Origin of the sequence: Chryseobacterium sp. RLHN22 (assembly GCF_051011795.1) — a bacterium.
Classification (GTDB): domain Bacteria; phylum Bacteroidota; class Bacteroidia; order Flavobacteriales; family Weeksellaceae; genus Chryseobacterium; species Chryseobacterium zhengzhouense.
In genome coordinates this window covers 199,703-224,886 of sequence record NZ_JBPCHW010000006.1, presented here as the reverse complement: position 1 = coordinate 224,886, position 25,184 = coordinate 199,703, and the positions used below count along the sequence as shown (strand labels likewise).

The 25,184-nt window shown below is 35.1% G+C and carries 26 protein-coding genes; 16 read left to right on the top strand and 10 right to left on the bottom strand.

Going from position 1 to position 25,184, the window contains the following annotated elements; genetic code table 11:
• Positions 1 to 16: 16 nt before the first annotated feature.
• The 3 genes from ACR1PN_RS08690 to rsfS form a co-directional block, all read right to left on the bottom strand.
• On the bottom strand, positions 17 to 598 hold the full coding sequence (locus ACR1PN_RS08690; RefSeq protein WP_433979717.1) for an LUD domain-containing protein: 582 nt from the start codon (positions 596 to 598) through the stop codon (positions 17 to 19).
• A 137-nt stretch (positions 599 to 735) separates the two neighbouring features.
• The gene (gene ftsH, locus ACR1PN_RS08685) at positions 736 to 2,745 is read right to left on the bottom strand and encodes an ATP-dependent zinc metalloprotease FtsH (RefSeq protein ID WP_433979716.1); all 2,010 of its coding nucleotides are present in this window, start codon (positions 2,743 to 2,745) and stop codon (positions 736 to 738) included.
• A gap of 16 nt (positions 2,746 to 2,761) precedes the next feature.
• A complete protein-coding gene (gene rsfS / locus ACR1PN_RS08680) occupies positions 2,762 to 3,130 on the bottom strand; it encodes a ribosome silencing factor (protein WP_378176292.1) in 369 nt (122 codons plus the stop codon).
• Between the two features lie 86 nt (positions 3,131 to 3,216).
• Between rsfS and ACR1PN_RS08675 the strand changes: the two genes are divergently transcribed.
• Positions 3,217 to 3,933, top strand: a complete 717-nt coding sequence (locus ACR1PN_RS08675) for a biotin--[acetyl-CoA-carboxylase] ligase (RefSeq protein WP_378176289.1) — start codon at positions 3,217 to 3,219, stop codon at positions 3,931 to 3,933.
• On the opposite strand, the gene ACR1PN_RS08670 is transcribed toward ACR1PN_RS08675, so the two are convergent.
• The 4 genes from ACR1PN_RS08670 to ACR1PN_RS08655 are packed head-to-tail and all read right to left on the bottom strand — an operon-like array spanning position 3,927 to position 7,319.
• On the bottom strand, positions 3,927 to 5,039 hold the full coding sequence (locus tag ACR1PN_RS08670; protein WP_378176286.1) for an LptF/LptG family permease: 1,113 nt from the start codon (positions 5,037 to 5,039) through the stop codon (positions 3,927 to 3,929). The two genes, ACR1PN_RS08675 and ACR1PN_RS08670, sit on opposite strands and share 7 nt — an antisense overlap.
• A gap of 17 nt (positions 5,040 to 5,056) precedes the next feature.
• A complete protein-coding gene (gene tgt, locus ACR1PN_RS08665; protein ID WP_433979715.1) occupies positions 5,057 to 6,187 on the bottom strand; it encodes a tRNA guanosine(34) transglycosylase Tgt in 1,131 nt (376 codons plus the stop codon).
• Between the two features lie 44 nt (positions 6,188 to 6,231).
• Positions 6,232 to 6,606: a DUF4296 domain-containing protein gene (locus tag ACR1PN_RS08660; RefSeq protein WP_433979714.1), complete on the bottom strand. Its 375-nt coding sequence runs from the start codon at positions 6,604 to 6,606 to the stop codon at positions 6,232 to 6,234.
• Positions 6,603 to 7,319, bottom strand: coding sequence for a polyprenol monophosphomannose synthase (locus ACR1PN_RS08655; protein ID WP_433979713.1), 717 nt, complete (start codon positions 7,317 to 7,319; stop codon positions 6,603 to 6,605). The genes ACR1PN_RS08660 and ACR1PN_RS08655 overlap by 4 nt, the downstream gene beginning before the upstream one ends.
• A gap of 75 nt (positions 7,320 to 7,394) precedes the next feature.
• Between ACR1PN_RS08655 and ACR1PN_RS08650 the strand changes: the two genes are divergently transcribed.
• The 4 genes from ACR1PN_RS08650 to ACR1PN_RS08635 all read left to right on the top strand — a co-directional run bounded on the left by ACR1PN_RS08650 (position 7,395) and on the right by ACR1PN_RS08635 (position 11,296).
• A complete protein-coding gene (locus tag ACR1PN_RS08650; protein ID WP_378176274.1) occupies positions 7,395 to 8,063 on the top strand; it encodes a DUF4271 domain-containing protein in 669 nt (222 codons plus the stop codon).
• Positions 8,064 to 8,075: 12 nt separating this feature from the next.
• Positions 8,076 to 8,816, top strand: coding sequence for a uroporphyrinogen-III synthase (locus ACR1PN_RS08645; protein WP_378177600.1), 741 nt, complete (start codon positions 8,076 to 8,078; stop codon positions 8,814 to 8,816).
• Between the two features lie 91 nt (positions 8,817 to 8,907).
• A complete protein-coding gene (locus ACR1PN_RS08640) occupies positions 8,908 to 10,959 on the top strand; it encodes a S9 family peptidase (protein WP_433979712.1) in 2,052 nt (683 codons plus the stop codon).
• Positions 10,952 to 11,296 (top strand): hypothetical protein, encoded by a 345-nt coding sequence (locus ACR1PN_RS08635; RefSeq protein ID WP_433979711.1) that lies wholly within the window; start codon positions 10,952 to 10,954, stop codon positions 11,294 to 11,296. The genes ACR1PN_RS08640 and ACR1PN_RS08635 overlap by 8 nt, the downstream gene beginning before the upstream one ends.
• 105 nt (positions 11,297 to 11,401) lie before the next feature.
• On the opposite strand, the gene ACR1PN_RS08630 is transcribed toward ACR1PN_RS08635, so the two are convergent.
• Positions 11,402 to 11,899, bottom strand: a complete 498-nt coding sequence (locus ACR1PN_RS08630) for an SRPBCC family protein (RefSeq protein ID WP_433979710.1) — start codon at positions 11,897 to 11,899, stop codon at positions 11,402 to 11,404.
• Positions 11,900 to 12,079: 180 nt separating this feature from the next.
• On the opposite strand from ACR1PN_RS08630, the gene ACR1PN_RS08625 reads away from it, so the two are divergent.
• The 11 genes from ACR1PN_RS08625 to fabF all read left to right on the top strand — a co-directional run bounded on the left by ACR1PN_RS08625 (position 12,080) and on the right by fabF (position 23,542).
• Positions 12,080 to 13,627 carry a sensor histidine kinase gene (locus ACR1PN_RS08625; protein WP_378176262.1) on the top strand — a complete coding sequence of 516 codons (1,548 nt, stop codon included), beginning with the start codon at positions 12,080 to 12,082 and terminating at the stop codon, positions 13,625 to 13,627.
• A 29-nt stretch (positions 13,628 to 13,656) separates the two neighbouring features.
• Positions 13,657 to 14,343, top strand: coding sequence for a response regulator transcription factor (locus ACR1PN_RS08620; protein WP_034677847.1), 687 nt, complete (start codon positions 13,657 to 13,659; stop codon positions 14,341 to 14,343).
• Positions 14,344 to 14,417: 74 nt separating this feature from the next.
• Positions 14,418 to 15,062 (top strand): hypothetical protein, encoded by a 645-nt coding sequence (locus tag ACR1PN_RS08615; protein ID WP_433979709.1) that lies wholly within the window; start codon positions 14,418 to 14,420, stop codon positions 15,060 to 15,062.
• A gap of 21 nt (positions 15,063 to 15,083) precedes the next feature.
• A complete protein-coding gene (locus ACR1PN_RS08610) occupies positions 15,084 to 15,455 on the top strand; it encodes a hypothetical protein (protein WP_433979708.1) in 372 nt (123 codons plus the stop codon).
• Positions 15,456 to 15,522: 67 nt separating this feature from the next.
• Positions 15,523 to 18,216 (top strand): TonB-dependent receptor domain-containing protein, encoded by a 2,694-nt coding sequence (locus tag ACR1PN_RS08605; protein WP_433979707.1) that lies wholly within the window; start codon positions 15,523 to 15,525, stop codon positions 18,214 to 18,216.
• Positions 18,217 to 18,358: 142 nt separating this feature from the next.
• Positions 18,359 to 19,225, top strand: a complete 867-nt coding sequence (locus ACR1PN_RS08600; RefSeq protein WP_433979706.1) for a helix-turn-helix domain-containing protein — start codon at positions 18,359 to 18,361, stop codon at positions 19,223 to 19,225.
• 89 nt (positions 19,226 to 19,314) lie between these two features.
• Positions 19,315 to 19,734, top strand: coding sequence for an OsmC family protein (locus ACR1PN_RS08595; protein ID WP_072953912.1), 420 nt, complete (start codon positions 19,315 to 19,317; stop codon positions 19,732 to 19,734).
• A gap of 244 nt (positions 19,735 to 19,978) precedes the next feature.
• Positions 19,979 to 20,587, top strand: coding sequence for a TetR/AcrR family transcriptional regulator (locus ACR1PN_RS08590; protein ID WP_433979705.1), 609 nt, complete (start codon positions 19,979 to 19,981; stop codon positions 20,585 to 20,587).
• A 10-nt stretch (positions 20,588 to 20,597) separates the two neighbouring features.
• Positions 20,598 to 21,866 (top strand): acetyl-CoA C-acetyltransferase, encoded by a 1,269-nt coding sequence (locus ACR1PN_RS08585; RefSeq protein ID WP_433979704.1) that lies wholly within the window; start codon positions 20,598 to 20,600, stop codon positions 21,864 to 21,866.
• A 9-nt stretch (positions 21,867 to 21,875) separates the two neighbouring features.
• Positions 21,876 to 22,301, top strand: coding sequence for a PaaI family thioesterase (locus tag ACR1PN_RS08580; protein WP_433979703.1), 426 nt, complete (start codon positions 21,876 to 21,878; stop codon positions 22,299 to 22,301).
• Positions 22,301 to 23,542, top strand: coding sequence for a beta-ketoacyl-ACP synthase II (gene fabF, locus ACR1PN_RS08575; RefSeq protein WP_433979702.1), 1,242 nt, complete (start codon positions 22,301 to 22,303; stop codon positions 23,540 to 23,542). Before ACR1PN_RS08580 ends, fabF begins: the two co-directional genes overlap by 1 nt.
• Positions 23,543 to 23,736: 194 nt before the next feature.
• Here fabF and ACR1PN_RS08570 read toward each other — a convergent pair whose 3' ends face one another.
• Entirely contained in the window at positions 23,737 to 24,498 is a 762-nt protein-coding gene (locus tag ACR1PN_RS08570; RefSeq protein WP_378176237.1) for a murein L,D-transpeptidase catalytic domain family protein, read from the bottom strand.
• A 96-nt stretch (positions 24,499 to 24,594) separates the two neighbouring features.
• Positions 24,595 to 25,053 carry a peptide-methionine (R)-S-oxide reductase MsrB gene (gene msrB / locus ACR1PN_RS08565; protein WP_433979701.1) on the bottom strand — a complete coding sequence of 153 codons (459 nt, stop codon included), beginning with the start codon at positions 25,051 to 25,053 and terminating at the stop codon, positions 24,595 to 24,597.
• Between the last annotated feature and the right edge of the window lie 131 nt (positions 25,054 to 25,184).

The window sequence follows — 25,184 nt, the reverse complement described above, 5'->3', positions numbered from 1 at the left end:
AGTTTAAAAAACGAATCTAGTCTTCCAGTAAAAGCAAGAACAGCTTCGTATTATTATTTGCAGCTGCATCCAGCTTAGAATGATTTCCGCTGATTGACGTCAGGTTTTTGATGTTTCCGGTACGTTTGATCTTTCCCATTGCGTCATTCAGATTATTGACAATCTGGGAAACATTCGCCATAATAATAATTTTTTCCGGAAGTCTTGAAGAATGATAATGCAGAATATTATTATGCGAAAGCATAATTCTTCCGTCGTATGCAATAAGATATTCGCAAGTGATAAAAGCAGCATTATTACGCATATCCAACTCAGGAGTATGGTTAACCTTAACCACATTCAAAAACCCCTGGAGATCTTTGTCGCAGCAGAATACAGAATTAATACCTTCGATTTTTATAATCTGGTTTAAAGTCTGCAGAGCTTCTGCTTCATCTGCACAATAGTTGAAAAATCCACCCGAATGCGTAAATAATTGCGCAAACTTATAATCGAGATCTGCATTTTTCAGCGAATCTCCAAGCTTTTCCAGGCTTTGTTTTTCTTCTGGCTCGGGCTGGTTGGTAAGTTTGCTTACAATTCTTTTAAATAAACTCAACTTAGTATATTTTAGTCAACTTTATACAAAAATAGAAAATATAATTATAATTCATCTAAGAATATAGTTTTAAATCACAAAAAAACCCGCCAAATAAATATTTGTCGGGTTTTATATTATAAATTTCTAAATCGAATTTAAATTTGGGTAGAACTTTCCGGAGCCTGAATCTCGCTGTCTTTAGCTTCTTCCGACGGTTGTTGTTCCACAACTTCTTTATCCGGAATGGTATTGGTTACCGGTTTTTCTGTTAATTCCGGATCCCAGGCTCTTTTTCCGAAGATTTCTTCAAGGTCTTCACGGAAGATAACTTCTTTTTCTAAAAGCTTATTTGCCAAAGCATCAAGCTTATCTTTATTTTCTGTCAGTATCTGAATGGCTCTGTCGTATTGATTTTCGATAATTCCTTTGATCTCAATATCAATTTTCTTAGCCGTTTCTTCAGAATAAGGTTTCCCGAACGAATATTCAGACTGGCCTGAACTGTCATAGTAAGAAATATTCCCGATATTCGGGCTCAAACCATAGATCGTAACCATTGCCTGAGCTCTTTTCGTTACACTTTCCAGATCAGAAAGTGCACCTGTAGAAATATTATTGAAAATCACCTGTTCTGCAGCTCTTCCTCCCAACGTTGCACACATTTCGTCCAACATCTGTTCCGTGGTTGTCAACTGTCTTTCTTCAGGAAGATACCAAGCTGCGCCCAAAGAACGGCCTCTCGGTACAATTGTTACTTTCAATAATGGTGAAGCGTGTTCTACCAACCAAGAAATTGTTGCGTGACCCGCTTCATGATAAGCCACTCTTTTCTTTTCAGAAGGTTTAATGGCTTTATTTTTCTTCTCAAGACCACCGATAATTCTGTCTACAGCATCAAGGAAATCCTGTTTTGTTACTGATTCATGGTTGTTTCTTGCTGCAATTAACGCTGCTTCGTTACAAACATTTGCAATATCTGCTCCACTGAAACCAGGTGTTTGTTTAGCCAAAAACTCTCTGTCCACTGTTCCGTCTAATTTGATTTTCTTTAAATGAACATCAAAGATCTGTCTTCTTTCATGAAGCTCCGGAAGGTCTACATAAATCGAACGGTCAAAACGACCCGCTCTCATTAAAGCCTTATCTAAAATATCCGCTCTGTTGGTTGCAGCCATTACAATAACGTTGGTATCAGTTCCGAAACCATCCATTTCTGTAAGAAGCTGGTTCAAAGTATTTTCTCTTTCGTCGTTTCCGCCTGAGAAATTATTTTTACCTCTAGCTCTACCGATTGCGTCGATCTCATCGATGAAAATGATGGCAGGAGATTTAGCTTTAGCCTGAGCAAAAAGATCCCTTACTCTTGAAGCTCCAACACCAACGAACATTTCAACAAAATCCGAACCTGAAAGTGAGAAGAAAGGAACTTTCGCTTCCCCTGCAACAGCTTTTGCCAGTAAGGTCTTACCCGTTCCCGGAGGACCTACCAAAAGCACCCCTTTAGGAATTTTACCTCCTAATTTTGTATATTTTTCAGAGTTTTTAAGGAAATCTACTACTTCCTGAACTTCCTCTTTTGCCCCTTCAAGACCTGCAACATCTTTGAATGTTACCTGAATTCTTTCTTTTTCGTCAAAAAGTTTTGCTTTAGACTTACCTATAGAGAAAATCTGTCCTCCAGGACCGCCTCCACTTCCCATCTTTCTGAAAAGTATAAAGTAGAATAATCCTAAAATGGCGATCCAGATCAATGCCTGAATAAGAATACTCATCAATGGACTTTCGCCTTCTGCATAATCTTTGGTTGTTTTAATTGCCGGGTTTTCAGCTTTTACCTGTTCAAATTTTGAAAGGAACAACTGTAAATCACCATATTTTAAAGTAAAATCTGCTTTCGGTGTCATTCCCAATGAAGGAAATAAAGCAGGGCTTTTATCCTGAGATTTTACTGTTTCTGTTTTTGCGTTTTGTGTTAAATAAACCTCAGCATTCTGTTTTTGTTTATCTATTAACACTTTCTGGATTTTCCCAGCCTGCATTTCTTTAAAAAAGCTGTCTTCATCAATAGATTTTGCTCCACTGTCACCTAAAGAACTGGTAACAAAGAATAGCAAAAGAGCTACGATCATGATAGGAAAAAACCAGTTAAATCCTTTATTATTCATTTATAACTTTTAAAATTTATACTTCACTTTCTATTTTTGTGATTTTTGCATCTCCCCAAAGCTCTTCGATATCATAATATTCACGGGTTTGCTTCTGGAAAATATGCACTACCACCGAAACATAGTCTACCAAAACCCACATTGCGTTTTCGGTACCTTCTACGTGCCAAGGTCTTTCTTTTAGTTCGTTTCTTACTTTTTTCTCTACACTTCCTGCCAATGCATTTACCTGTGTATTCGAGTTTCCACTGCATATCACGAAAGTTTCTGCCACTGAATTTTCAATATTGGAAAGATCAAAGATCATAATATCTTCTCCCTTTACATCCTGGATGGCTTCAACGATTTTATCTAATAATTCTTGTTTTTCTGCTGTTTTATTCATTAAAAAATACTATAATCTGCAAATTTATTGTTTTTCTTTTACTTTAGCCTTACTTTTAGCCTTTTAAAGTCTTAAAGTTTTCTTAAATGAGCGAACTGTTTTATTGTACTGAGTGTTCTTCTACTAATGACGAAATAGCTCAGGTTTTACTTTATCCGGAATCAAATTTTGTCGGTTTGTATACATTTAATCAGACAAAAGGAAAAGGACAGTACGGAAATACCTGGAACTCAGCTATCGGTCAAAATTTAGCTTACACATTGGCTGTAAAAACAGAGTCGGTTACTCATTCCGATTTTATGTTCAATTATTATACCGCAATTGCTGTACAAAGCTATCTTGCCAATTTGACTGAAAAGATAGTAAAAATAAAGTGGCCGAATGATATAATTCTGAAAAATAAAAAGATCGTAGGGATTCTGATCGAAAAAAAGAAAATCAATAATAAGAACTATTTCATCATCGGAATCGGAATTAACATTCTTCAAGAAAAATTTGATGAAATAACCAATGCCGGTTCACTTTTAACCCAAACAGGAAATCGATATGAGCTCAAAAAATTCACGGAAGATTTCCATGATTATTTAATTGAAAAACTAAAAAACATCCCAAAAGACGGGAATATTTTAGATAAATTCAATTCAAATTTGTTCAAAAAAGATGAAATTTCTGTTTTTGAGATGCAAAATTCAAGACAAAATGGCATCATCAAAAACGCAGATGAAAACGGGAGAATCTGGATTGATCTTGAAGAATCAGGATTGCAATCTTTTTACCACAAAGAAATAAAGCTTCTTTACTGATTGGCTCTTTTCAGGTACAAGAATAGGGTAATCGGTAAAAACACAATATTAGGCAACCACATAGCAATTGCGGGTGGCAAAACTTTATTTTCAGATACAACCTTTAAAGCTTCAAAAGAAAATACAAAAACAAACGCCAACGAAATACCAATCGCAAGGTTGATGCCCAACCCTCCTCTTTTCTTTTGCGAAGACAGCGAAAGCGCCAAAAACGTCAAAATAATAATAGAAACAGGCATTGATGTACGCTGATGAAACTCATTGAGGTGAGAATTCAGGTTACTATTTCCTTTATCTTTTTCGCGTTCTATGAATTTAATCAGTTCCGGAGTAGTTTTATTCTGCCCCAAAAGTTCGTTCGGGAAAAGCTCTTCAGGATCTTGCTTATAATCCTTTTTCAGTTCAAAACCTTGCCCGAGTTTTTCAGAGTCGTCTTTATTAATGGTTTTTTCGAGGAAACTATTCAGAACAAAGCTTTTTGAATTCTGTTGCCAATATACATCTGTAGATTTCAGCTCATAAACAAGCTTTCTATTCTTATCAAATTTCTGATACAGAAAACCATAGCCTCTTTTTTCCTGTTTATTCCAGGAATTGATGAAAATATATTCTGTTTTACTCAATTGCGCCGCAACCGGAGCCGTTCCTAAAATTTTCTCTTTATTGGTGGCATTATAAGTATATGCTTCAAGCTGGTTTTTCTTGATATTTGCCCATGGTAAAACAAAATGATTCACAATTAAAGAAATCACCGCAATAAACAGAGATGTCATAAAGTAAGGTCTTGCAAATCTGTGAAAGCTCGCCCCACTGCTTATAATGGCGACAATTTCGGTATTATTTGCCATTCTCGACGTAAAATAAATAACCGATATGAAAACAAGAATCGACAAAAATGTCACCACAAGATTAATAATCCAAAATGGATAAAAATGAATCAGGAAATAGTTCAGATCAAGTTTCGGATCGATTGCCGTAGCTCTCTCGATACGCGGAATTTTCTGCTGAACATCAATCACCAAAACCACAATAGACAGTAATATCAACATGAAACTAAAAGTTCCAAGGTATTTTTTCACGATATATCCGTCTACTATTTTAAGCATTTTGTCTTAAATATTTTTTACAGTCTTTGTCTTAATACAGGTACAACAGATTCTTTCCACTGATAGAAATCTCCCGCTAAGATATGTTCTCTCGCCACTTTTACCAAATCTAAGTAAAATGCAAGATTATGGATTGAAGCAATCTGTTTTGCCAGATATTCTTTAGAAACAAATAAATGACGCAGATACGCTTTTGAATATTCGTGGTCTACAAAACTTGTCCCAAATTCGTCCAACGGAGAAAAATCTTTCTTCCATTTTTCGTTTTTCATATTCATTACACCCTGCCAAGTAAAAAGCATTGCGTTCCTTGCATTTCTTGTCGGCATTACGCAATCCATCATATCAATTCCGAGACCGATAGATTCAAGAATGTTCCACGGAGTTCCCACTCCCATCAAATATCTTGGTTTTTCTTTTGGCAAAATGTCGGTAACCTCATCGGTAATTCTGTACATTTCTTCCTCAGGTTCACCAACTGAAAGTCCGCCAATTGCATTTCCTTCTGCACCTGCTTCAGCAATCACTTCTGCCGAAATTTTTCTTAAATCTGAATAAGTAGAACCTTGAACAATTGGAAAAAATCTTTGTTTATGGCCGTATAATTCAGGATTTTTTTCATTATAATCAAGGCATCTTTTTAACCAGCGGTGCGTCATCTCCATCGATTTTTTCACCTGATTATATTCTTCAGGATATGCGACACATTCATCAAAAGCCATAAAAATATCAGCTCCGATCTGCCTCTGGATTTCCATCGATTTTTCAGGAGTAAACAAATGATAACTCCCGTCGATATGAGATTTGAATTTCACTCCTTCTTCAGACATTTTTCTGCTACCTGAAAGTGAAAACACCTGAAAACCTCCTGAATCGGTAAGAATCGGAAGATCCCAATTCATAAATTTATGTAAACCTCCTGCGGCTTCCATCACTTCCATTCCCGGACGAAGATAAAGATGATAGGTATTCCCCAGAATGATCTGAGCTTTGATATCGTCTTTTATCTCTCTCTGATGAACAGTTTTCACACTTGCAACAGTTCCTACAGGCATAAAGATTGGTGTCTGAACCGTTCCGTGGTCTGTATTTAAAACTCCTGCCCTTGCTTTCCCTTCTGAGGTTTTTTCTATATTAAAAAAATTCATTCTTTTACATTTACGCTTCTTCTCGATCAAGAAGCATTACTTCATTATCGTCTTTCAAGTTTGGGCAAATCCGTTGTTTTAATCTCGGTGTTGCCTTTTATTTTCTTTTCAGACTTCGGATCTTTTTCTATAATAATTTTCTGGGAATCATTTATAATTTCCTCCATTTTCTGTTTCACGATATAATATCGGTAACTTGCTACAAAATCATCCGTTTTTACATTGTGCTTTTTCAGAATAAACCTTGTTCCGCTTTCTAAATTTGTTCCCGGATATAAATTAATTACCTGATCATTAATCGCCATATCAGCAATAATTTCAGACATTTTTGTCTTATCAACCAGATTTTTGGGTTTATCGATGTATTCAGTACATGAAAACATACACATCAAAACAAAAACAAAGATCAGCTTTTTCATAATCTGTTGATGATTGATTTCCATTTTAAATTTAAAACACCAAACACGGCTTCATGAATAATTCCGCCATTCATTTTACTTTCACCTAAAATTCTGTTGGTAAAAATAATAGGAACTTCTACAATTTTGAAACCTTTTTTGAAAGTTCTGAATTTCATCTCGATCTGAAAACCATACCCCTTCAATCTAACATTATCTAAACCTATTTCTTCTAAAACTCTTCTCGAAAAACAAACAAAACCCGCAGTCGTATCATGAATCGGAAGTCCTAAAATAAACCTCACATATTTCGAGGCAAAATAAGAAAGTAAAACCCTTCCCATTGGCCAGTTCACCACATTTACACCTTTAGAATAGCGTGAACCCACTGCCATATCTGCATTTTTGCAGGCTTCGAAAAGTTTGGGCAAATCTTTTGGATCATGCGAGAAATCGGCATCCATCTCAAAAATATAATCGTAATTATTCTGAAGTGCCCATTTAAACCCATGAATATATGCCTTTCCTAAACCGTCTTTAATATGTCTTATGGAAAGATGAAGATTGTGAGGAAATTTGTTCTGAAGTTCTTTTACGATATCGGCTGTTTTGTCCGGCGAAGAATCGTCTACCACCAAAATGTGAAACTCTTCCTCCAATGCAAAAACAGCGGAAATTATAGCTTCTATATTTTCCTTTTCGTTATAGGTCGGAATTATGACGAGTTTTTTCATTTCAGTTTGCAAAGATAGTTTATTTAAGTTTTTTATTTTATACAAAATAATCTATAATTTTGCAAAAAATTTCACTTGCCGTTATTACAATCTTTCAGAAACGAAGTAAGAATACCTGAAAATAATGATTGGGTAGTTTTTATCCTCATCGGATGTCTTTTTCTCTATATCTTCATGATGAATATCGTGGAGCGTGAAGCCAATCTGAAAGATTTTCTTCTCCAGAAATATTATGACGCAAGCAATAATCTTCCGAGCTGGATCATTACTTCTGTAGTTACCATTTTGAGTTTAAGTGTTTTGGTTTCCCAATACGTTCCGATTATCCCAAAATATGTTGCAGAATTTCAGCCTTTAGGATATCAATTAAATAAAATTGGATATACTATTATTATTATTTCGCTTTTTTATTTTGTTAGAACAGCTTTAGGGTTTTTGTTTTTCCAATCGATAGGCGACGGAAAAAAATGGAGTATTTTTTATTTTACCTCCACAAAATTTCACTTCATCCTCTCAGTTTTGCTGATAATTTTATGTATAACCCATTACTATTTCCCGATAGACAGAAATAGTGCATTTATTTATTATTTAAGTTTTTTCTGTTTTGTATTCATTTTCAAGGTGTTTTTCTATTTGTTTCACAGAAACAACATCTTACCACAAAAATGGTATTATAAATTTTTGTATATTTGCACCCTCCAAATTGCACCGCTGATGATGCTTTGGAAGTTATTATTTATTTAATAAAAGTACATGATGAGAATAAAGTCAATATTGGTTTCTCAACCAGCCCCTAGTGAGTCTTCTCCATATCTGGAAATTGCGAAGAAGGAAAAAATAAAGATTGACTTCCGCCCTTTTATCCACGTCGAAGGAGTAGATAACAAAGAACTTAGAACACAGAAGATCGATCTTACACAATATACAGGTATTATTTTTACCAGTAAAAATGCGATTGATCATTACTTCAGACTTGCTGAAGAGCTACGTTTTGCCGTACCGGATACAATGAGATACATCTGTCAGTCTGAGGCAATTGCCAATTACCTTCAAAAGCACATTGTGTACAGAAAAAGAAAGATCAGCTTTGGAGAAAAAAACTTCGCAGATCTTTTACCGCTATTCAAAAAGTTTCCTTCTGAAAAATATTTATTGCCGTCTTCAGATGTTATAAGTCCGGATATCGTGAAAACAATGGATGCTTCAAACGTAGATTGGACAAGAGCCATCATGTACAGAACAGTTTGCAGCGATCTTACCGATATCAATGTGAAAGATTACGATATGCTGATTTTCTTCAGCCCACAAGGAATTAAATCGTTACAACAAAACTTCCCTGATTTTAAGCAGGAAGACACTAAGATCGGCGTTTTTGGTCCTACCACTTCTGCTGCAGCCGAAGAAGCTGGGTTAAAAGTAGATTTAATGGCTCCGACCAAAGAAACACCTTCAATGACCATGGCATTGGAAAAATACATCAAAGCGCTACACAAATAGACTTTAAATATATCTATAAAAACAGCCGTCTTTTCAGTAGTAAGAAAAGATGGTTTTTTTTTAATTAAATTTGAACAAGAATTAACATTAGATGGAAGCTCCCAAGGCAAAAAAAATAGAAAAAGTACTCGAAATTCACGGTGACAGAAGAATTGACAATTATTTCTGGATGAATGAAAGAGAAAATCCGGACGTCATAAAATATCTTGAAGAAGAAAATGCATACAGCGAATTTGTGATGAAAGACACAGAAGAGCTTCAGGAAGATCTTTATGAGGAAATGAAAGCCCGCTACAAAAAAGATGACGAATCTTTGCCTTATTTTTTCAACGATTATTGGTACTACGTACGCTACGAAGAAGGAAAAGAATATCCTATTTTCTGCAGAAAACACAAAACTCTGAAAAATGAAGAAGAGATCGTTCTTGATGTAAATATTCTTGCAGAAGGAGAAGAGTTTTTCGAAGTGGCAAATGTTGCGGTAAGTCCAAATAATGAATTGGCTTCTTTTTCTTCAGACAATGTGGGAAGAAGAATTTACAATTTAAACTTTAAAGATTTAAAAACAGGAGAAATTCTTTCAGACAAAATCGAAAACACAACCGGAAAAGCAGTCTGGGCCAATGACAACGAGCATATCTTCTACATCAGAAAAGATGAAAGTCTTCGTGCGTATAAGGTTTACAGACACAAACTCGGAACTGATCCTTCGGAAGATGTTTTAATTTTTCATGAGAAAGATGAAACATTTGATGTAAATGTTTTCAAGACGAAATCGATGGAATATATTTTCATGGCGAGCTCAAGTACCATTTCAGACGAGCATCATTTTATTCCTGCAGATAATGTTTTTGCAGAATGGAAAGTGATTCAGCCAAGAATCGATGATCTGGAGTATTCTGTAGAACATTACGAAGATGAATTTTACATTATTACCAATGCAGATGATGCCACCAATTTTAAGCTTGTAAAAACAAAAATTGAAACCTGCAGCATGGAAAACTGGGTGGATGTTATTCCGCACCGCGAAAATGTGTTACTGGAAGGTTTTGAAATTTTCAGAAACTATCTGGTTCTGGAAGAAAGAGAGGAAGGCTTATTACAGATAAAAATTATTGACGAAAAAACTCAGGAATCACATTATTTACCTTTTTCAGATCCGACTTACACCGCTTATATCGGAATAAATCTTGAATTCGATACAGAAATTCTACGCTACGGCTATACTTCGTTAACACAGCCAAGCTCAACTTACGAATACAACATGAAAGAAAAAACCACCATTCTTCTGAAGCAACAGGAGGTTTTGGGTGGAAAATTCGATCCTGAAAACTATATTTCCGAAAGAATCTGGGCTGATTCAAGAGATGGAGAAGCGAAAATTCCGATTTCTTTGGTGTATCACAAAAACACAAAAAAATCTGCGGAAACTCCTGTTCTTTTGTACGGTTACGGAAGTTACGGACACACCGTTGATGCAAGTTTTTCGAATGTAAGATTATCTATTCTCGACAGAGGATTTATTTATGCAATTGCCCACATCCGCGGTGGAGAATATTTGGGTAGAGAATGGTATGAAGACGGAAAAATGTTGTTTAAGAAAAATACCTTCTTTGATTTTATTGATGCGGGAAAATATTTAATTAAAGAAAATTATACTTCCTCAAAACATTTATACGCCATGGGCGGAAGTGCGGGAGGACTTTTAGTGGGAGCAGTGATGAATTACGAACCGGAATTATTCCACGGAATTGTAGCTCAGGTTCCTTTTGTAGATGTTGTTACAACAATGTTGGACGAAACAATTCCTTTAACCACCGGAGAATACGATGAATGGGGAAACCCGAACGATGAAGAATATTATCACTACATGAAAGAATATTCACCGTATGATAATGTTGAAGCTAAAAATTATCCGCATCTTTTAATTACCACAGGTTTTCACGATTCTCAGGTACAGTATTGGGAACCCGCAAAATGGACGGCAAAACTGAGAGAACTGAAAACGGATAATAATATCTTAATTTTCAAAACTGATATGAGCTCCGGACATGGCGGCGCAAGCGGAAGATTTGAATCTTTGAAAGAAGATGCATTGGAATATGCATTTTTACTAAAATTAGAAAATAAAAAAAATGATTAACGAAGCAGAATATTGGCAAAAGGTAGAACAATTTTTCATTGAAAATTTTGATACCGAAAGAAATGCACCGATAGAAACTTATTTGTTTCTGATTGGTCTTCAGGAATTAGGAAGCGGGAAACAGAAATACACAAAAGATGATAAAGTAAACCTGATTCACATTGCAGTTTGCAGACTTTTAGAACCTTTTGGATATTATAAATTTTCGCATTACGATGATGACGGATATCCCCATTTTAATCAGCTGGAAGAACTTCCCGAACTGAAGCCAAACGAACAGCAGCTTCTGATGAAGAAAGCAATTATTCAGTATTTTCAGGATGAAGAGCTAATTTGAGAATTAAATAATTTGAAAATTCATCAATTATAAAAAATGGAGAGTAAATTTACTTTCCATTTTTCTTTATACGTTTTGCAATTTAATTTTCAAATTAGCACACTCTCAAATTTTCAAATCTTCCAAAATTTCTTCCAGCTGATTCAGCCCCATTTTGAAGCCTTCTTCGAAACCCATTTCCAATTGTTTTTTCATATCTTCTTCAGACTGAAAATGCATATTGACAGAGACTTTCGTTCCCTCTTCCACTCCCGTAAAACCAATCAGCCATTGCGTTTGTGGGAAATTTTTATCAATATTTCCGTTCTCATCACAAAAAGCATCAATTCCGTCAAAACTTCTATGTTCGTTAATTTCTCCGTATTTTACAAGAGAAAAAACTTTCTCACCATCGGGTCCGTTCATGGAATAAAGCCAGACTCCGCCTTCTTCAAAGTTTAAGTTTTCTGTTTCACACTTCCACGGTTTCGGAGCCCACCAAAGATCTAATAGCTCCGGTTTGGTAAAATAATTCCACACTTTGGATACATCAGCATGATAAACTTTCATCACATAAATGCTCTTGGAATCAAAATCCTGATTAAATACAATTTTTGAGTTCATAACAAATGGTTTTTTAGTTAATAAATATCATAGTTTCATTAAGAAAAACAATCATTATTTATAATAAAATGTTAAAAATATAATTTTTAAGAAAAAATATACAATATTTTGGCGCATTTTTTGTTTATCAAATCTTAAAATGTTTAATTTTAACATTCACAATTTTAATTTTCTTATCCAATGAATAACAAATTCATCCCGATAATCTCGGTTTTTATGACAATTTCCCTTATCGTTTTTGTCACACTGCAGTTTTATTGGCTTAAAAATTATTATGTTGCATTGGAACAAGAATTTTCTAACAAAGTCTATTCCGCTTTAGAAAACACTTCTAAGAATATTGCTGAGATTGAAGTAGATAAACTTTTCAATGAAAATTATGCAAACCTTAGAGATAATGTTAAAGCAAATAGTGATAAGCCTTCACTTACAACAATACAGCAGACTCAGGATTCTGGAACACAGAAATCTATTGTATATTATAGAAATCTTACAGAAACAATAAAACTACCTATCTCTCCTCAAGGTGACTCTCTTCGTCTTACTACAATGTATACAGACGATGCTGCATACAAGATCAAAAGAGATACAACAAAAAGAGAGATTCTTACTTCTGAACTCAATCAGGATATTAGAAGTGGTGATTATTCACTAAAAGAGTTTGCCGAAGTTTATGGAAATAATCTACCAATTACCAAAAGAGTAAATCCTGCTGTTTTAGATTCTGTGATTACCAGAGAACTTAAAATGAAAGGAATCACCGCAGAATTCGGCTATGGAGTGACAGATAAAAACAATAAACTGACAAATATTGTCAACAAGATTTTTAAAGAAAAAAAAGAGACCAATTCTTATTCTTATCCTTTGTTTACAGATACTAAAGATCGAACTCTATATACTTTAGCATTGGTTTTTCCTAAAAAAGAATATTCTTTAGCAATGAATAATTGGCCGATGCTTTTGGGAACATTTCTTTCGCTTCTGACAATTTTGGGAATTTATATCATTTCCATCAATTACATGATGAGACAGAAAAAACTGGCAGAAGTAAAAACCGATTTCATCAACAATATGTCGCATGAATTTAAAACACCTTTGGCAACAATTTCGGTAGCAACAGATTCTTTGGCGAATGACAAAATTGCAACTAATCCTGATAAGGTAAAATATTACTCCAACCTCATTAAGCAGGAAAACCTGAGAATGAAAAAACAGGTTGAAAACGTTTTGAATATGTCTAAGCTTGAAAGAAATGAGGTAGAATTATTCTTAAAAGAAACCAATGTAAGAGAATTAATAAAAAAGACGACAGAATCTTTTAATCTTATCGTTCAGCAAAGAAATGGTACGCTTACTGAAGAATTTGCGGCAACGAAATACAATTTTAAAATTGATGAATTCCATATTTCTAACATGCTTGTAAATCTTTTGGATAATGCCAATAAATATTCTCCGGAAACACCGGAAATCAGCATCAAAACCAAAAATGAAGGAAACTGGTATGTGATGGAAATTGCAGATAAAGGAATGGGGATGGAGACCCAAAACAAAACCAAGATTTTTGAAAAATTCTTCCGTGAAGAAACCGGAAATATTCATAATGTAAAAGGACAAGGTTTGGGGCTTTCTTACGTTAAGAAAATTGTGGAGCTTCATAAAGGACAGATTATTGTAGAATCTCAAAAAGGAAAAGGAAGCAAATTTATCATTAAGCTTCCGATGGCATAAAATTTAAGCAAATAATAAAATTAAAACATATGAGCAACAGAATATTATTAGTAGAAGACGATCAGAGTTTCGGCGCAGTGCTGAAAGATTATCTTACTATAAACAACTTTGAGGTAACGCTTGCGGTAGACGGAGAACAGGGATTAAAGGAATTCACAGAAAACGAATTCGACATTTGTATTTTCGACGTGATGATGCCGAAAAAAGACGGCTTTTCTTTAGCAGAAGACGTAAAAAAAATCGATAAAAATACACCAATCATCTTCCTTACGGCAAGAAATATGAGAGAAGACATCCTGAAAGGCTATCAACTTGGCGCAGATGATTACATCACCAAACCGTTTGATACTGAGTTACTTTTATATAAGATTAAAGCAATCCTTCAGAGAAGTTCTACCTTGGAAAATGAGGAACAGGAACAATTCAAAATCAGCAATATTTTCTTCGACTCTATGTTGAGACAATTGAGAGTGGGTGATAACGAATATAAACTTTCACCAAAAGAAAATGAGCTTTTAAAATTACTTTGTCTTCACAGAAACGACTTTATGCCTAGAGATTTGGCATTAAGAAAAATCTGGAAAAAAGAAAACTATTTTACAGCAAGAAGTATGGATGTTTACATTGCTAAACTGAGGAAACTTTTAAAAGATGACGAAGGCTTAGAAATCATCAATGTGCATGGTGAAGGCTTCAGACTCTTAGTGAAGAATTAAAAAAATGTTATCCATAAAAACAAAATTTTAAAATTAGCAAAACAATACAAAATGTTTTGCTAATTTTGTTTTCTATGAAGAAAATTAATATGAAAAATATACTTTTAGCACTTCTTACAACTTCATTGATTGCTGTTTCATGTAAAAAAGACGAAAAACCAACTTACATAAAAGATGATGCCACTTCACAGCAACCGAATGTTGCCTTAAGTAAGCCACAAACTACGTTAATGGATCAGGCAGGTATAAAATCTTCCAATGTTCAGACAGGTTCTACAATGGTTACTGCTTCGGGAATGAATCCACCACACGGACAGCCGGGTCACAGATGCGATATTCCGGTGGGGCAACCTTTGAATGCTGTCGCTTCAGCTCCTTCAGCACAGCCATCAACGCAGAATATTCAGGTAAATGGAAATAATACCGTTCAAATCGACCCGAGTTCAATGAAAGGCGGAGTTGCAACAACAGCAAAAACCGCTCCAGGAATGAACCCTCCTCACGGACAGCCAGGTCACAGATGTGATATTGCTGTAGGGCAACCTTTAAATAGTAAACCCGCTGCACAACCTGCTCCTCAAAATGTTCAGGTACAAGCGCCACAACCGACCCCTACTCCACAGCCCACAGTTGCCAATACAGGTCCAAAACCAAAGTTAAACCCTGCACATGGAGAACCTTGGCATGACTGTGCTAAGAAAGTGGGAGATCCTCTTTAATTTTTTTGTAAATTTGTCACAGTGAAATGGGGTCAGATTATAGCAATTATTTTCTGTTTAGGGATTTTTCTAATTCCTAAAGATAATTTCTATGCTCAAATTTCACAGGAAAACTGCTGCCAATCCGAATCCGGAATGGATTGTTGTAAAAACGATCACCATAAACAGCATTCTCAAGACAATCACAACAAAAAAGAACAAAAATCTTCCTGCAATGATGATTGCTGTTCGAGCTGTGTAGCTTGCTACACTTTCATAGAAACTCCGTTTTCGAAGAGTTTACAGCTGGAGTATTCTTATTACAAATCCAACAAAAATTTACATTTCGAATATTCTGATCCTCATATTTCAGATCGTTTGAAAGAAATCTGGCAACCGCCGAAAATAGGTTAATTCAATCAACAGGAGTTCATTAAATTTTTAATGGACAGTTTTTTAATTAATCTAAATTTTAAACAAAATGAAATTATATATTTCCAGGATGATTCTTGGTGTATTCTTATTATCTACACAATTTATATTTGCCCAAAATCTTTCTAAAAACCAGTTCAAAGTAAAAGGAAATTGCGAAATGTGTAAAGAAAGAATCGAGAACACAGCTAAAAAAGCCGGAGCAAAAACAGCAAATTATTCAATTGATTTACAAACACTAACCTTAGAAACAGACAATACGATTTCAACGGATGATATCTTAAAAAAAGTTGCTGAAGCAGGCCATGATAATGAAAAATTTAAAGCAACTGATACAACCTACGAAGCTCTTCCGGGATGCTGTCATTATGATCGTGATTTACAGCCAAAAGCTACTGAAAATCATGAACATCACTCAAAAAAAGAGAATGAATTTTATGTAAAAGGAAATTGTGAATCGTGTAAGGCCAGAATTGAAAAGGCAGCCAAAGACGCAGGAGCAGACTCCGCAGAATGGAATGCGGAAAAGCAAATGGTAACTTTAAATTTTGATCCGAAAAAGACTTCTTCAGATAAAATTTTAAAGAAAATTGCAGATGTTGGTCATGACAACGAAAAGTATAAATCCAACGATAAAACTTATAAAAATCTGCCTTCTTGTTGCCTTTACGACAGAGAAATTCCTTTAGGAGAAGCTAACCCGAAAGTGCATTTCGAAGAAGGTATTCAATCTGAACATTCAGGACATTCTGATCCAGGAAATTCAAATGAAGAAAATAATCAGGATCATCATCAAAAAACTATTGAAGGCGTTACCGTAACAGGAGGAAAATCTGCAACATCAATAAGTAAAAAAGAAGCCGGATTGGTTTTTAATATTGATAAAAAAGAATTATTAAAAGCCGCTTGCTGCAATTTATCCGAAAGTTTTGAAACCAATGCTACAGTTGACGTTTCTTTCAGTAATGCTGTGACAGGAACAAAGCAACTGAAAATGTTAGGCTTAGATCAAAAATATACAAGCTTAACAAAAGAATTATTGCCTGAAATCCGAGGACTAGCTTCAGCTTATGGATTAAATTTCATTCCCGGAAGATGGATCGAAAGCATTCAATTGACGAAAGGTGGAAGTACGGTGACGAATGGCTACGAAAGCATTACAGGACAAATTAACACCGAATTGTTGAAAAATGCGGAAAAACCAGAAACTTCATTGAATCTATTTTCTGATTTTAACGGAAGAGCTGAAGCGAACATCACAAGCGTTTCGCCCATCAATGAGAAATGGTCACAGACATTTTTGCTTCACGGAAACGGAACTTTTGGAGACACGGATATGAATGATGATGGATTTCTCGACAGGCCAAAAGGAACTCAATTGAATGCTGCTTATTTATTGAATTACAATGATTTGGAAAAGTCAGGTTTGGGTTCGCATTTTGGAATTAATTTCATTAAAGACGAAAGAACTTCCGGACAAATCGGTTTTGATAAAAAAATTCCACAAGATGAACAGTCACTTTACGGAGTCGGAATTGATATTTCGAGATTTCAGATTTGGAATAAAACGGGGTATGTTTTTAAAGGAAAACCTTACCAAAGTTTGGGTTGGATGAACCAATACACTTATCATCAACAAGATAGCTTTTTTGGATTGAGAAATTATTCAGGAAAACAGCAAACCTATTATTCAAATTTAATTTTTGAAAGTATTTTGGGAAATACCAATCACAAATACAAAGCCGGAGCAAGTTTTATGTATGACGGCTACGATGAAACGTATTTAACCAACAATTTTAAAAGAAACGAAATCGTTCCGGGAGCTTTTGCAGAATATACTTTAACTGGTTTAAAATACACTTTGGTTGCCGGCGCAAGAGTTGATTTCCATAATCTGGCCGGAACTCAGTTCACGCCGAGATTGAATTTTAAATATGATTTCACGCCGCAAACTATTTTGAGACTTTCTGCGGGAAAAGGTTTCAGAACTGCAAATGTTTTTGCAGAAAGTCAGCAATATTTTGCGTCAAACAGAAATGTTCAGATTTTACAAAATGGCGGAAATATTTACGGCTTAAAACCCGAAATCGCATGGAATTATGGCGCAAGTTTACAGCAAGAGTTTAAAATTTTCGGAAGAAAATCCACAATTGTTGCCGACTTTTTCAGAACTGATTTCCAAGATCAGGTAATGGTAGATTTAGACCGTTCACCTCAGCAATTGACTTTTTATAATTTAGAAAGAAAATCTTTCGCCAATTCTTTCCAGACACAATGGGATTTTACGCCTTTCAAGAATTTTGAGGTAAGACTGGCTTATAAATATTACGACGTTCAGGCAGATTATTTAGACGGAAGACGTGAAGTTCCGTTCATGGCAAAACACAGAGGTTTTGTGAATCTGGCGTATTCAACCAATAAAAATAATAACGGCGGATTCTGGAGTTTTGATACGACTTTAAATTTAGTCGGAAAACAAAGACTTCCGAATACCTCATCAAATCCTGAAGAGTTTCAGTTACCAACCTATTCTGAGTCTTATGCGATTTTAAACGCACAGATCTCAAGGAATTTCAATAAAAAAATCAGAGCTTATCTAGGGGGCGAAAATTTAACTTCATATTATCAGAAGAACGCGATCGTCGATTTTAAAAATCCTTTCGGAAATTATTTTGACGGTGGAATGGTGTACGCTCCGATCATGAAAGCGAATTTTTATGTTGGATTGGATGTGACATTCTAAGTTTGAGTGTTTGAGAGTCGTAGTGTTTGAGTGATTTTCAAATTATTTCATTATCAAATTTTCAAATTAAAAAAAGGCATGGTTTCAATATTTAATCATTGAGAAACCATGCTTTTTTGTACCTTTATGCTAAAGTAAATCTATGTCACAGACACTTATTTTTGAAGATAATTACAAGAAATTAGGTTTTGAAACTTTTTCTGAAAATAATCTGAAAACCCTTAAAGACACGAAATATAAATCTGAAATCAAAGTTTTCTACGTTCCGGAAGGTTACGAACTGACGGTAGATTTTAAACATTATAAAACAGAAAATCCGGCTTTATTTTTCTTGACCAATCAACATTTGCAGGTTGAAAAAGGCATTAAAGAGTCTAATCTTTTATATTATAACCGAGATTTTTACTGCATCCAAATTCATGATAAGGAAGTTGCCTGTGACGGACTTCTTTTCCATAATGTTTTTGAAATTCCTTTTGTAGAGCTTGATGAGAATGAAAATTTTATCATTAAAAGTTTATTTCAAAGCATCAAAGATGAGTTGGAATGGAAAGATTCTTCCGCCGAAGAAATGATCAGAACGTATGTAAAACAAATCATTATTCGCGCTACTAGAAAATGGAAAAAACAAAATCTTGATAATGATGATATAAAAATTCCTGGCAACGAACTGGATGTATTCCGGGATTTCAGCCGACATCTTGAAATTCATTTCAGGGAAAAACATAATGTAGCAGATTATGCAGACTTGCTTCACATCGCTCCAAAAACGTTAACTCACAAATTCAAAAGTTTAAACCTTGAATCTCCCAACCAGTTTATCATCAACAGAATTTTACTGGAAGCCAAAAGACTTTTATTTTATACCGATAAGCCTGTGAAGGAAATTGCTTATGATTTAGGTTATGAAGACCCGGCTTATTTTAACCGACTTTTTACCAATAAAATAGGAAGCACACCCACAAATTTCAAGAAAAATTACACTTCAGGAAAAAAGTACAATATTTAAGTCAATTTGTGTATTTATCCGGAGTAATTTCTGATATACCTTTGTCACATCAAAAAATAACAAAATTTAAAACAACAAAAACAATTATTATGAGACGTAACGCAACAGCCGTTTGGAACGGTACCATCAAAGAAGGAAACGGACACATCACTACTCAAAGTACAACTTTAAACCAAACTCAGTATTCTTTCAACAGCCGTTTTGCGGATGGAGTTGGAACAAACCCAGAAGAATTATTGGCCGCGGCTCACGCAGGATGTTTCACAATGAAACTGAGCGCAGAACTTTCTCAAGCTGGTTATACTCCTGAAGAATTGACTACAAAATCTGTGATCACTTTAGACCCAAACATCGGAAAAATCACAAAATCTGAATTGACTTTAACAGCAAAAGTTCCGGGAATTTCAGAAGAAGAATTCCAAAAATATGCGAAAATCGCTGAGGAAGGATGTCCTGTAAGTGCCGCTTTCAACTTTGAAATTACTTTGGAAGCTACTTTGGCGAACTAAGAATTAAAATATTTTAATCTCAACATCAATATGTACAGATTAAAGTCTGACTTTATTGATGTTCTTTTCTCATCCTTGTCAAGGAATAACCCTTGACAAGGATATTTTTTAACAACTCATTTACCCTGTAACCTCACATTATTTATATAAAACTTCAATAGATTAAACACATAATCATTAATTACAAAATAAAATATACCGATCGGTATATTTATTGTATATTTGCATTATAATCAATTGAAAAATGTCAAAAGCAGAAAAGACAAAACAATTCATTATCGAGAAAACGGCATCTTTGTTTAATACCAAAGGTTACCTTTCTACGACTTTATCAGACATTGCTCAGGCAACCAATCTCACAAAAGGAAGTATTTACGGAAACTTCGCCAACAAAGATGAGTTGGCCATTGAAGTTTACAAATATAACTCTAATGTGCTGAGTAAAAATATGTCAAGATCTTTCAGTGATGAATTTCCGACAACAATGGATAAACTTTATGCTTTTGTTGACTTTTATAGAAAAAACTGGCGTTCGGTCTTTTCCAACGGCGGCTGTCCGCTGATGAACGCTGCGACAGAATCTGACGATATTTTTCCAACCCTTAAAAATCAGGTTAAAAAGTCTTTTGAAGACTGGTCAGAAAAAATTTCATCGGTTATTATTCAAGGTCAGAAAAATGGAGATTTAAATGAAAAAGCTAATGCAGAGGAATACGCATCCATTTTCATCATGCTTCTCGAAGGCGGAATTTTATTATCCAAAACAACGGGAGATGAGAAATTTTTAAACCTTGCTTTAGACAGAATCACTCACATGATTGACAATGAATTAAACATACTTCTTCCATCATAAATTTCACGCTATGGAAACAAAAAAAGTGGCAATTGTAGGATACAACAGAATTCCGTTTGCCAGAATGAATACAGCTTACACAGACAAAGGGAATCAGGATTTACTGCTTCCGGCTCTGAATGGTTTGATCGACCGTTACAACCTCAAAGGAAAACTCCTTGGCGAAGTTGCCGGAGGTGCGACGATCAAACATATTTCTGAAAGCAACCTCATCCGGGAAACTGTGATGAATACCTCTCTAGATCCTGCAACTCCCGCTTGCGATTTACAACAGGCTTGTGATACAGGAATTGAAGCGGCGGTTTATATCGGAAATAAAATTGCTTTAGGTCAGATCGAAAGCGGAATTGCGTGTGGTGTTGAAGCTATGAGCAACATCCCTTTTGAATCCTCTCCAAGATTAAGAAAAGCTTTATTAAAAGCCAATAAAGAGAAATCTGTCTTTGGAAAAATCAAGCAGTTATTGAGTCCAAAATTGAAAGACTGGATGCCTATTCCATACAAAGGTCAGGAACCGAAAACAGGTTTGGTGATGGGTGGTCACACAGAAATTACTGCAAAATATTATCAAATTTCCCGTGAAGATCAGGATGAATTGGCCTTCAGAAGTCATCAAAATATGGCAAAAGCGTATGATGAAGGATTTTTTGATGATATGATAACTCCGGCTTACGGTTTAGATAAAGACAATAATCTTCGAAGAGATACGAGTTTAGAAAAATTAGCAACATTAAAACCGGCTTTCGATAAGCAAAATGGAACTTTAACAGCCGGAAATTCAACACCGTTTACCGATGGAGCTTCTGCGGTTTTATTGGCAAGTGAAGAATGGGCAAAAGCGAATAATCTCCCAATTTTGGCCTATATCACTTTCTCAGAAATTGCAGGAATTGAATATGTTGAAAACAAACAAGATTTACTTCTGGCTCCCGTTTTTGCAGCTGAAAGAATGCTAAAAAAAGCAGGAATGAATCTGGAAGATTTCGATTATTATGAAATTCATGAAGCGTTTGCAGCACAGGTTTTAGCTACATTAAAAATCTGGGAAAATGATAATCTGGCCAAAAAATTCGGGCTGGAAAAAGCATTAGGAAAAGTCGATCGAAATAAACTAAATGTAAAAGGCGGAAGTCTCGCTGTAGCCCACCCTTTTGCTGCAACAGGAGGAAGAATCATCGGAACGTTAGCGAAAATTTTAAATGAAAAAGGAAGCGGAAAAGGATTTATTTCCATTTGTGCCGCTCGTGGACAAGGGGTAACGATGATCTTAGAAAAATAAAATTGAAATATGGATAGATTAGCACAATTAAGACAATATATCGGGAAGGAATTTACCGAGTCACCTTCACCTTTTATGAAATGGCTGAATCCCATCGTACTTTCTGTGGAAGAAGGTCAATTAGAATTTCAATATACAGTAAGACCAGAATGGCTGAACCCAATGGGAAATCTTCATGGTGGAGTTACTGCAGCGATTTTCGACGATGTCATTGGAGCCACCATGTTTTCTTTAAATGAAAAAACATTCATCGTAACCGTAAATAATACCATTGATTATTTTTCAACTGCAAAAGAAAATGATAATATTGTAGCTGAAACTAAAATCATCAAAAGAGGGAAGCAATTTGTAAACGCGCAGTGCGAAATATGGAACGCAGACAAAACACGCTTAATTGCACGAGGAACCTCTAATTTATTCAAAATCAATAATTAATGAAAAGAGTTGTCATAACAGGTCTTGGCGCAGTGACGCCTTTGGGAAATAATGTTGAAGAATTTTGGAACAACAGCATCAATGGAGTAAGCGGAGCCAATACAATCACGCATTTCGATACAGAAAAATTTAAAGTACATTTCGCTTGTGAGGTTAAAAATTTTGATCCAAAAGTTCATTTAACGCACAATGAAATCAAAAGAAGCGATCTTTTTTCACAATATGCCATGTATTCAACAGCTGAAGCATTGAAAGATTCAGGACTGGAATTGGAAAATATGGATCCGTTCGACACAGGTGTAATCTGGGGAACCGGACAAGGCGGAATGTGGACTTTTGAAAGCGAAGTGATGAATTTCGCAGCAGGAGACGGAACACCGAGATTCAATCCGTTTTTCGTTCCTAAATTTATTGCAAATATGGCTTCAGGAATGATTTCTATGAAATTTGGGCTTCAGGGAATCAATTATACCACAATTTCAGCTTGTGCGACAGGAAATACAGCCTTAATGGATGCTTTCAACTATATCAGATTAGGAAAGGCAAAAGTAATTGTGAGCGGCGGTTCGGAAGCGGCAATTTCTCCAGCATCTATTGGCGGTTTCTCAATTATGAAAGCGATGTCTACAAGAAATGATGACTTTGCAACTGCAAGCCGTCCTTATGATGCAGACAGAGACGGATTCGTAATGGGAGAAGGTGCAGGAGCTTTGATTTTGGAAGAATATGAACACGCAAAAGCGAGAGGTGCAAAAATCTATGCAGAATTAGTCGGGGCTGCAATGACTGCTGATGCCTATCACATGACAGCTCCTCATCCTGACGGAGTTGGCGCGATCAAAGCCATGCAATTGGCCTTAAAAGAGGCAGAAATTAACGTTGATGATATCGATTATATTAATCCTCACGCAACTTCTACTCCGATGGGAGATTTGGTTGAATTAAATGGTATTAATAAATTATTTAAAGGAAGCAAAAATTTAGATATCAGTGCTACGAAATCTATGACTGGTCACTTACTGGGTGCAGCCGGAGCGGCAGAAGCTATTCTTTCCATTAAAGCGATTGAAAATGGAATTATTCCACCGACCATCAACCTTCACAATATCGATGAAAATATTCCGAAAGATCTGAATATTGTTTTTGGAGAGGCTAAAGAAAAGGACATCAATTATGCTTTAAGTAATGCCTTTGGATTCGGAGGGCATAATGCGACATTGATCTTTAAGAAGTTTTCTTAAATAACTCTCTCGCGGATTTTGCAGATGACGCAGATTTTTTAAACGTCAACATCTGCTAATTTGCCTGATCTGTGAGAGAAAAAATAAATAAATTTAATAGATTCTTCCTTTGTCAGAATGATATTACAGTGGAAAAATTAGAATCAATTTAATGCAAATAAAAAAGCAGTCATTTTCTTGACTGCTTTTGTTTTTTATGCTTCTTTTAACCATTCCGAAGACGAAAGATAATTCTGATCGGGGTAATAAATAAAAAGAACATTTTTTCCTTTGATGGTATTGATAATCGGTTCTGCTAAAGCTCTTGGAACAGCCGGACAACCCCAGCTTCGTCCTATCCTTTTGTGAGCTGCAGCAAATTCATCACTTACATAATCCGCTCCGTGCATGACAACCGCTCTCTGTAAAGCAGCATCATTAAAACCTTTGTCCATACCTAAAAGTTTCAGTGAATATCCGTTTCCGCCTTCATACGTTGTATCTGTGATGTAAAAACCAAGGCTGCTTTGGTAAGAGCTTTCGATATTGGAAAAATTCGTTGCAAATTCTTCACCTGTATTTTTCCCGTGAGCAACCAAAGAATTGAAAAGCACTTTTTTCTCATTCATGTCAATTACCCAAAGCCTTTTGGTGTTGGATGACATCGAAAAATCACAAACCGTCAATAAATGTGCATTTTCATCTAATTTCCCAGCTTTTTTAAGATTGTTAAAACCTAAAATTGCTTTCGAAAAAACATCAAAATTAAGCTTATGATCTGTTTCGAATAATATGGAATTATAAAGTTCTTCAGAAGCGCTTATTTCTTTGGTATCTTTTTTGAATGTGTTGATAGTAATAGTTTTTGTTTTATCTGAGATACTAACTTCTTTTTTCAAATCGGTTTTTTCACCCGAAATATAAAAAGAAGTAGTAATCATATAAACAATGCCCAATAGGCCATAAAATCCCTTCATAAATATTATGTTAAATTCAAATTGAGAATACAAATTTATAAAACAATAATTATCAACATGTTAAATCTGAAAAAGTTTAACTCAATTTAAGAAACTTTAACTCGTCACATTTTCGCTTTCAGAATCCGCAACAAATTCAAGACTTATAGAATTCATACAGTATCTTGCGCCTGTAGGAGCCGGTCCGTCATTAAAAACATGACCCAGATGAGAATCACAACGTTTGCAGACAACTTCAATTCTTTCCATACCGTGAGAAGAATCCCGATGATAGGCAACTCCGTTTTTATCGGCTTCAAAAAAGCTTGGCCAACCACAGCTGCTCATAAATTTCTGATTGGAACGAAAAAGATGATTTCCACAAACTGCACAATAATATTCACCTAATTCATCAAACTCGTTATATTTTCCTGTCCAAGGTCTTTCCGTTGCTGCTTCTCTTGCGATGGCATACAAATCAGGAGAAAGAATTTTGAGCCATTCATCATTGGAAACATTAAGTTTCGCAGTATCCGTTCTGGAATAATATGGATTGTTTTTTGCTTCGTTTTGCATAAGATTATTTTAAATTAAGATTTTATATTTTACCAAAAAAAGTTACAGAAGATTTAAACACATTAGTTTTATAAGTTAAATTTTAGCTGCATAAAAAGAACACATAGCTTTTGAAAGTCTTTGATTTTCTT